This is a genomic window from Roseiarcus sp., assembly GCF_052145395.1.
In the GTDB taxonomy this organism is placed as follows: domain Bacteria; phylum Pseudomonadota; class Alphaproteobacteria; order Rhizobiales; family Beijerinckiaceae; genus Roseiarcus.
The window spans coordinates 1-7,933 of record NZ_JBKQOT010000897.1; the positions used below are offsets into that span (position 1 = coordinate 1).

5 protein-coding genes and 2 pseudogenes are annotated in these 7,933 nt (G+C 62.3%); 6 read left to right on the top strand and 1 reads right to left on the bottom strand.

From position 1 onward, the window contains the following. Window positions 1–99 precede the first annotated feature (99 nt). Complete coding sequence (locus ACLP25_RS31090) at window positions 100–1,236, bottom strand: branched-chain amino acid ABC transporter substrate-binding protein (protein ID WP_442472945.1); 1,137 nt, start codon at window positions 1,234–1,236, stop codon at window positions 100–102. A 724-nt stretch (window positions 1,237–1,960) separates the two neighbouring features. Here ACLP25_RS31090 and ACLP25_RS31095 point away from each other — a divergent pair. The 6 genes and pseudogenes from ACLP25_RS31095 to ACLP25_RS31120 form a co-directional block, all read left to right on the top strand. After that, window positions 1,961–2,131: pseudogene (locus ACLP25_RS31095) on the top strand (hypothetical protein); the annotation flags it as partial. Between the two features lie 129 nt (window positions 2,132–2,260). Further along, on the top strand, window positions 2,261–3,247 hold the full coding sequence (locus tag ACLP25_RS31100) for a thiamine pyrophosphate-dependent dehydrogenase E1 component subunit alpha (RefSeq protein WP_442472949.1): 987 nt from the start codon (window positions 2,261–2,263) through the stop codon (window positions 3,245–3,247). Between the two features lie 3 nt (window positions 3,248–3,250). Further along, window positions 3,251–4,264 (top strand): alpha-ketoacid dehydrogenase subunit beta, encoded by a 1,014-nt coding sequence (locus tag ACLP25_RS31105; RefSeq protein WP_442472946.1) that lies wholly within the window; start codon window positions 3,251–3,253, stop codon window positions 4,262–4,264. A gap of 1 nt (window position 4,265) precedes the next feature. After that, window positions 4,266–5,576 carry a dihydrolipoamide acetyltransferase family protein gene (locus tag ACLP25_RS31110; RefSeq protein ID WP_442472947.1) on the top strand — a complete coding sequence of 437 codons (1,311 nt, stop codon included), beginning with the start codon at window positions 4,266–4,268 and terminating at the stop codon, window positions 5,574–5,576. Window positions 5,577–5,579: 3 nt separating this feature from the next. Then, entirely contained in the window at window positions 5,580–6,992 is a 1,413-nt protein-coding gene (lpdA, locus tag ACLP25_RS31115) for a dihydrolipoyl dehydrogenase (RefSeq protein WP_442472948.1), read from the top strand. A gap of 217 nt (window positions 6,993–7,209) precedes the next feature. Further along, window positions 7,210–7,361: pseudogene (locus ACLP25_RS31120) on the top strand (IS110 family transposase); the annotation flags it as partial. Window positions 7,362–7,933 lie beyond the last annotated feature (572 nt).

The window sequence follows — 7,933 nt, forward strand, 5'->3', positions numbered from 1 at the left end:
GGCCATTTACGATTTGCTGCAGGAAAGTGTCCACGCCGGACCTCTTCATTCGATGCAGGGGGGACTCACGCCCCGGCAGGTCGTCTTGCTTATGAAAATTTATCCTCCGGCGCCTTGCAGCACCTCCCACTTCCCGTCCTTAACCACTAGCACGGTCACCGCAGCATTGTTCAAGTCACCCTTCGCGTCGAAACTAATCGGGCCGGTGACGCCGCTGTAGTGGATACTTGCCAGCACTGGCAGGTATTTCGCAGGCTCGGAAGAACCGGCGTTCTCCATCGCCGCAATCATCACCTTGACGGAATCGTAGGCATACGGGGCGTAAAGCTGGGTCGTGCCATACTTAGCTATGTATTTCTCATTGAACTCCGTGCCGCCCGGCATCTTGTCAACCGGCAGGCCGGGCGAGGAGGCGATGGTGCCGTCGGCATCAGCGCCGGCCAGCTTCAGAAACTCCGCCGTGTCGAGACCATCGGCCCCCATCAGCGTAACCTTCAGCCCGAGGTTCCGGATCTGTTTCGCCATTGGGCCGCCCTGGCTGTCCATGCCCCCATAGAACAGAACGTCTGGGCTCCTGCTCTTGATCGAGGTCAGGATCGCCATGAAATCGACCGCCTTGTCCGTGGTGTATTGGCGTCCAACCACGGTGACACCTGCGGCCTTGGCCGCATTCACGAAGTAGTCGGCCACGCCCTCACCGTAGGCGGTGCGGTCGTCAACGACAGCTACCTTCTTGCCGAGCTTGGCTGCATAGGCGCCGAGGACGTTGCCCTGTTGCGCATCGTTGGCGATCAGGCGAAACGTGGTCTTGTAGCCCTGTGCGGTGTATGCGACTGCGGTGGATGATGGGGAAATTTCCGGGATGCCCGCGTCAGAGTAGATTTTCGATGCCGGAATGGTGCACCCGGATGTGACATGTCCGATCACGCCGCTGACGTTCGCGTCCACCAGCTTTTGCGCAACCAGCGTGGCCGTTCTTGGATCGGCCTGATCGTCTTCGGCGAGCAACTCGAACTTGGCTTTCTTCCCCCCGATCATGATACCGGCCGCGTTCGCCTCGTCGATCGCTATGCGCGCGCCGTTCTCGACGCCTTTGCCGAAGTTGGACGCCGGTCCGGTAAGCGGTGCCCCCACGCCGATCCCGACGATCAACTCATCGCTACTTTGGGCCGCAGCTGACCCAGCCATGGCCAACGCAAAAAAAAGGCACAAACCGAACTTGTGCGCTGCATTCATGATTGTCCCTCCCCTCGCACTTTTTCTTATATTCGAGCATCCGACACACAATCGGAGGTGTGGCCCTCATAAAGACGCGTAAGCCGAAACACAAGGCCCGTTCTCGCAATTTTAATGTCCCACGTTGGAACGGCGAAGCAAGCTGACTTCTGGAATGCTCCGTGGCCACTCTGGACCATGGCGGCGCCGCAGCGCAGCATCTCGGCGCGGAGTTGTCGTTGTAGGGTGTGAGGTATAGGTTCAGACGAAGGCGTTATCAGGGATCGTAGACGAAGTCAGGAAGCGATCCTCACCGTGAAGAGAGCCAAGGAACACGCCGCGGCAGGAGGCATCAATGGCATCAATGGCATCATCGCACCACGACGCGGCTCGGCGCTTGCCGAATTCGGTGCCAGGACGCGGAAGCTCCTCCAGGCCAAACCTTCTCGAACTCCAAAGCTATGTCGTCTGGACCTCTCGATCCGACTCCGGTATGGAATGCGTCCGGAGCGCTGTAGCTTCGGCTCACGACGCATCCGTTCTTCCTGGCGCAGGTAGCCCGAGTGGCTTGAGCGAGTAGCGCCTCCCATCGCCTAGATGACCAAGGAGGTTGTCAATCGTGCCTGTGAAGTGACGTTGACCGAAGGCATCTGCTCCGAGCGGCGTGTTCTGCTTGGGCTTCGCAGCGCGACGAGAAAGGAAGGCATGACCGCCTTCATCAAGAAGCGCCCATCGGATCTCACGCATGATAGATCACACGGCGGGGAGCGAGCCGGCGCATGCAGGAGGGAACGCCTTGAAAAACTCCGTCTCGCTCGAGCTGCATGTCCCAGAGCCGAAAGTCCGGCCTGGCGATAAGCCGTATTTCGGCGATTTGCAGCTGCCGCCAGCCGGCACGGTCGATCGCCCTGATATCGCGGCGCCCGCCCGCGAGATTCGGGACCTAGCCGACACCCTCATCCGGGTTCTCGACGATCAGGGCAGGGCGGTCGGCCAGTGGGACCCGAAGCTGGATCCGGAGACTGTGCGACGGGGCCTGCGGGCGATGCTGCTGACGCGCATCTACGACGATCGAATGTTTCGCGTGCAGCGCCAGGGCAAGACGTCGTTCTACATGAAATGCACTGGCGAGGAGGCCGTGGCCGTCGGCCAAGCCTTCGCGCTGAATTATGACGATATGTGCTTTCCCACTTACCGCCAGCAGGGACTGTTGATCGCCCGCGACTGGTCGCTGGTAGACATGATGTGCCAAGTCTATTCCAATTCGCGCGACCGTCTCAAAGGGCGGCAGTTGCCGGTCATGTATTCGACGAAGCAAGGGGGATTCTTCTCTATTTCCGGAAACCTGGGGACGCAGTTCAGCCAAGCCGTCGGTTGGGCGATGGCCTCGGCCTACAAGGGTGACACGAGGATTGCAGCGAGCTGGATTGGCGAGGGTGCGACCGCGGAGGGAGACTTCCATTACGCGCTGACATTCGCTTCGGTCTACCGCGCGCCAGTCATCTTGAATGTCGTCAACAATCAATGGGCGATCTCTTCCTTCTACGGCTTCGCCGGCGGTGAGCAGGCCACCTTCGCCGCGCGAGCGATTGGCTACGGCTTGCCGGCGCTGCGCGTGGACGGGAACGATCTCCTGGCGGTGCATGCCGTTACGCAATGGGCGGTCGAGCGCGCGCGCGCCAATCTGGGCGCGACGTTGATCGAGCTGTTCACGTATCGCGCGTCCGGACATTCGACCAGTGACGATCCAAGCAAATACAGGCCCGCCGACGAGGCGGATGCATGGCCCCTCGGAGATCCGATCGAGCGGCTCAAGCAGCATCTGATCGTTCTCGGAGAATGGTCGGAGGAGCGGCACACGAGTCTGGCCGCCGAGTTGACCGACCAAGTGCGCGCCGCCGCCCGGGAGGCGGAGAGCTACGGCACGCTCGACCAGAAAGGCCCAATGCATAGCGCGAAGACGATGTTCGAGGACGTCTTCAAGGAGGTGCCCCCGCATCTGCTGCGTCAGCGACAGGAATTGGGGGTTTGAGGGATGCCATCCATGAACATGGTCCAGGCGCTAAATTCCGCCATCGACTTGATGCTTTCGCGCGACCCGGACGTCTTGGTCTTCGGTCAGGACGTTGGCTATTTCGGCGGCGTCTTCCGTGTGACGGACGGGCTCCAGCAGAAGTATGGCCGCCGTCGGGTTTTCGATACACCAATCGCGGAGGGCGGCATCGTCGGGGTGGCTGTCGGCATGGCCGCCTACGGTTTGCGTCCGGTCGCGGAAATCCAGTTCGCCGACTACATCTATCCAGCCACCGATCAGCTGATTTCGGAAGCCGCGAGGCTGCGGTATCGCTCGGGGTCGGAGTTTACCGCGCCGATAACAGTCCGCACGCCATCCGGCGGCGGGATCTCCGGCGGTCAGACGCATAGCCAGAGTCCGGAAGCGATCTTCGCGCATGTCTGCGGGCTCAAGACGGTGATCCCGTCCAATCCGTACGACGCCAAGGGTATGCTGATCAGCGCCATCGAAGACGACGACCCAGTCATCTTCCTCGAGCCGAAGCGGCTCTATAACGGCCCATTCGACGGCTATCACGATAGGCCCGTCACAGCGTGGGCGAACCATCCGCTGGGCGAGGTGCCGTCCGACTACTATACCGTGCCGCTCGGCAGGGCCGCGATCCTCCGCGAAGGAAGCGATCTCACGATCATCACCTATGGCACCACGGTGCATGTAGCCCTGACTGCGGCGGCTGAGAGCGGCGTGGACGCCGAGGTCATCGACCTTCGGACGTTGGTTCCGCTCGATCTCGATACCATCGTCACCTCGGTGGAGAAGACCGGCCGATGCGTGGCGCTGCACGAGGCGACGCGCACGTGCGGCTTCGGCGCCGAACTGGCGGCGCTCGTTCAAGAGAGCTGCTTCTACAAACTCCAGGCGCCGGTGGTACGCGTCACAGGTTGGGACACGCCCTACCCGCACGCTCTCGAATGGGAATACTTCCCCGGCCCGCAACGAGTGATCGAGGCTATTCGGCGGGTGATGGAGGAGTGAGATGGGACAATACGTCTTCCGGCTCCCCGACGTGGGTGAGGGGACAGCGGAGGCGGAAATCGCCCAGTGGCACGTCGCAGTCGGCGATACCGTTCAGGAGGATCAGCTCCTGGTCTCCGTCATGACGGACAAGGCGACGGTCGAGATCGAGTCGCCGGTGGCCGGTACCGTCCTGTCTGTGACCGGCGTGCCGGGCGAGAAGCTGGCTGTCGGTTCGGAACTTGTCGTGCTGGCGGTCGAGGGCGAGGGCACTGTCGTGGCGACCGCTCCTTCCGAGGCGAGGCGGGCGGCCACCCCGCTGCCGGAGGCGACACAAACCGTGACGAAGCCGGAGGTAGCCGCGCCGGCGCTGGCAAAAGCGAAGCGCGCGCCCACGCCGGCCGAGAAGCCCAGAACACCGTCGAAGCTCGGTTTCGCCACCAGGGCGGCCGGAGAGAGGCCTCCCGCCTCCCCGGCCGTGCGACGCAAGGCACGCGAAGTTGGCATCGAGCTTCAGTTCGTGCCCGGCACCGGCCCAGCTGGCCGAATTACTCCGCAGGATCTCGACGCATACATCGCCTCGGGAGGTCAGGTGCTGGGCACGTCCATCGCGCCGGCCGGTCTTATAGAGAAGCATGGCGTCGAGGAGATCAAGGTCATCGGCCTTCGGCGCATCATCGCCGAACGAATGCAGGATTCGAAACGACGTATTCCGCATTTCTGCTACATAGAGGAGGTCGACGTTACTGCGCTCGAAGATCTGCGCTCCTACCTGAACGCGACGCGCCTGCCCGAGCAGCCCAAGCTCACGCTGCTGCCATTCCTGATGAGGGCCATCGTCAAGGCGCTGTCCGCGTATCCCCAGATCAACGCCCGCTTCCACGACGATGAGGGGGTCGTTCGCCGCCACGAAGCCGTGCATATCGGTATCGCGACCCAGACCCCCGCCGGACTAATCGTCCCGGTGGTCCGTCACTCGGAAGCGCGCGATATATGGGATTGCGCGACCGAAGTTGCGCGGCTGGCCAACGCCGCACGTGAAGGGAAGGCAGCGCGGGACGAACTCTCCGGGTCGACCATCACCATCACAAGTCTGGGCCTCTTGGGCGGTCTCGCGTCAACGCCGGTGATTAATTATCCTGAGGTTGCGATCATCGGCGTGAATAAGATAGCCGAGAGACCGATGGCGCGGGACCGCCAGATCGTCGTCCGCAAGATGATGAACCTGTCCTCCTCGTTCGATCATCGCGTCGTCGACGGCGTGGATGCGGCTGAGTTCGTCCAGTGCATCCGAGAGCGTCTCGAGCAGCCGGCTGCGATTTTCATGGACTGAACCATGGCAACAACACTCACGACCAAAGTACTCGTCATCGGCGGCGGACCCGGTGGCTATGTCGCCGCGATCAGGGCAGGCCAGCTCGGGCTCGACACGATCCTGATCGAAGGCGACCGACTGGGCGGCACCTGCCTGATCCGCGGCTGTATCCCGTCCAAGGCGGTGATCCATGCCGCGAGCGTGTTCAAGGAAATGGCGGATAAGACCGGCGCGGGTGCATTCGGCATCTCACTGAAGGAACCCCCTGCGCTGGATTTCGGCGAGACCATCCGCTGGAAGGACGGCATCGTGGGCAAGCTCAATGCGGGGGTCGGCGCGCTGCTCAAGAAAGCGAAGGTGCGCGCGCTCATGGGATGGGCCGTGTTCTCGGACGCAAAGACCTGCACGGTTGAGACGTCCGACGGACCGACAAGGGTGTCGGCTGAGCATGTGATCCTCGCCAACGGCTCCGAGCCTGTCGAGCTGCCGTCGCTGCCCTTGGGCGGCCCAATCATCTCATCGACGGAGGCGTTGTCACTGGAGGCGGTGCCGAAGCGACTGGCGGTCGTGGGCGCCGGTTATATTGGCTTGGAACTCGGGATCGCGTTCCGCAAGATGGGCGCAGAGGTAACGATTGTGGAGGCGCTCGATCGAATCCTACCGCTCTATGACGAAAAACTTGTGACGCCGGTCAAGCGCTGGCTGGAGCGGGCCGGGGTCACCCTGCACCTTGCGGCCACGGCGCTGGGTTCGCGCCAACAGCGGGGCGAGTTCGCGCTCATCGTCGCGACCCGAGACGGCGGCGAGATCGACATCCCTGCGGACAACATCCTGGTGACGGTCGGCAGGCGGCCAAGGACGCAAAGCTGGGGGTTGGAGAACATGGCTGTCGAGATGGCCGGCCCCTTCGTGAAAATTGACAACCAATGCCGCACCGCGATGCGGAACGTATGGGCGATTGGCGATCTGGTTGGCGAGCCGATGCTTGCGCATAAGGCATCGGCGCAAGGTGAGATGGTGGCCGAGATCATCTCCGGGAAGCGCCGGACCTTCGATCCAGTGGCGATCCCCGCGGTGTGCTTCACCGAGCCCGAGATCGTGAGCGCCGGTCTTCTGCCTGCCGAAGCGAAGGATCGGGGCATCGACATCGTGACCGGCATCTTCCCCTTCGCAGCAAGCGGCCGCGCCCTGACCATGGCGGCAGGGGACGATGGCGGGTTCATTCGCGTGCTTGCCCGCCGCGACAACCACCGGATCGTCGGCATTCAAGCTGTTGGCGCCCATGTCTCCGAGCTGTCAGGTGAGTTCATACTTGCGCTTGAGATGGGGGCCGTCTCAGAGGATATCGCAGACACGATCCACGTCCATCCGACCCTCACGGAAGCCTTCCACGAAAGCGTGCTCCAGACCTTGGGCCATGCCATTCATATCTGAGTTTTCGCTTTCGCGTGCAGCGCCGTCTGCAGTTTCTGAACGCTGTCCGGAGTTGATAGATCCCATGGGGAGGAGGATAGCGACCAACGCTCTGGCAGAGTGAGGTTGCGACCAATCACTCAGGAGACGACCATGCCAGGCGTATCTGACCGCCCCGAAGCGCCGACCGCTATCCAAACTCATCTTGCCGCCAGTTTTGTCTCTTTGGAACTCAGTAGAGGAAGAAGATCGGCGCCGCCTCTGCCGCGAGCGCAAAGTGCTGATCGCCGAGCGGGTCAAGCACGTCAATCGCGTAAGGGGCTGTTGTTTTCCCGGGGCGTCTCAAATCTTCCAGGACCTGATCAGTTCTGGCGGATCCGGGTGGACGAACCGATGGTAACCATGGCCCGATATGCCGATTGATAGAATGGTTTCGCTCCCCAGAGCCCCTGCCCGCCGCAAGCGGGCTGTTGGTACAGCCGCTCTTGACCCAAAGCTCCCCATGTGAGGTTGCCCAATCTCCTGGTCCTTCACCACGTCTTGCGTCTGTCTTGAACTGAGGCCCCTTCCCTCCCCCGGCGTTACCCGGCTTCACAGGTACTACGGACCTCTCCGCCACCCCACGGCGCCCGGCCTATCCCTCGCGGGCGTCCGGTTGATCATCCCTGACCCCATGGGGCTTCCCGTGTTGCGTACGCTTTCCTTGTGTACCCGTGCTGCCGCCAGTACCCCGGTGCAGCGACTGGGCGTCGTCTTCGCTCGTCTCACCCAGTCGTTTCAGCCTCCCCCGAAATTGCGGTCGGGTCGGCCTGCACATCGTCCTTTTCGAGGCTTGCTCGGCGTTTACTCGCGTTGCGGCCCGCACACTCGCGCCGTCACCTATATGTGACCAGCTACACCGAAGGCTTCAGCCATTTCGTCACCTCCATGACTGCTCCGGTTGCTTCCGGCTGGAGCGTTCG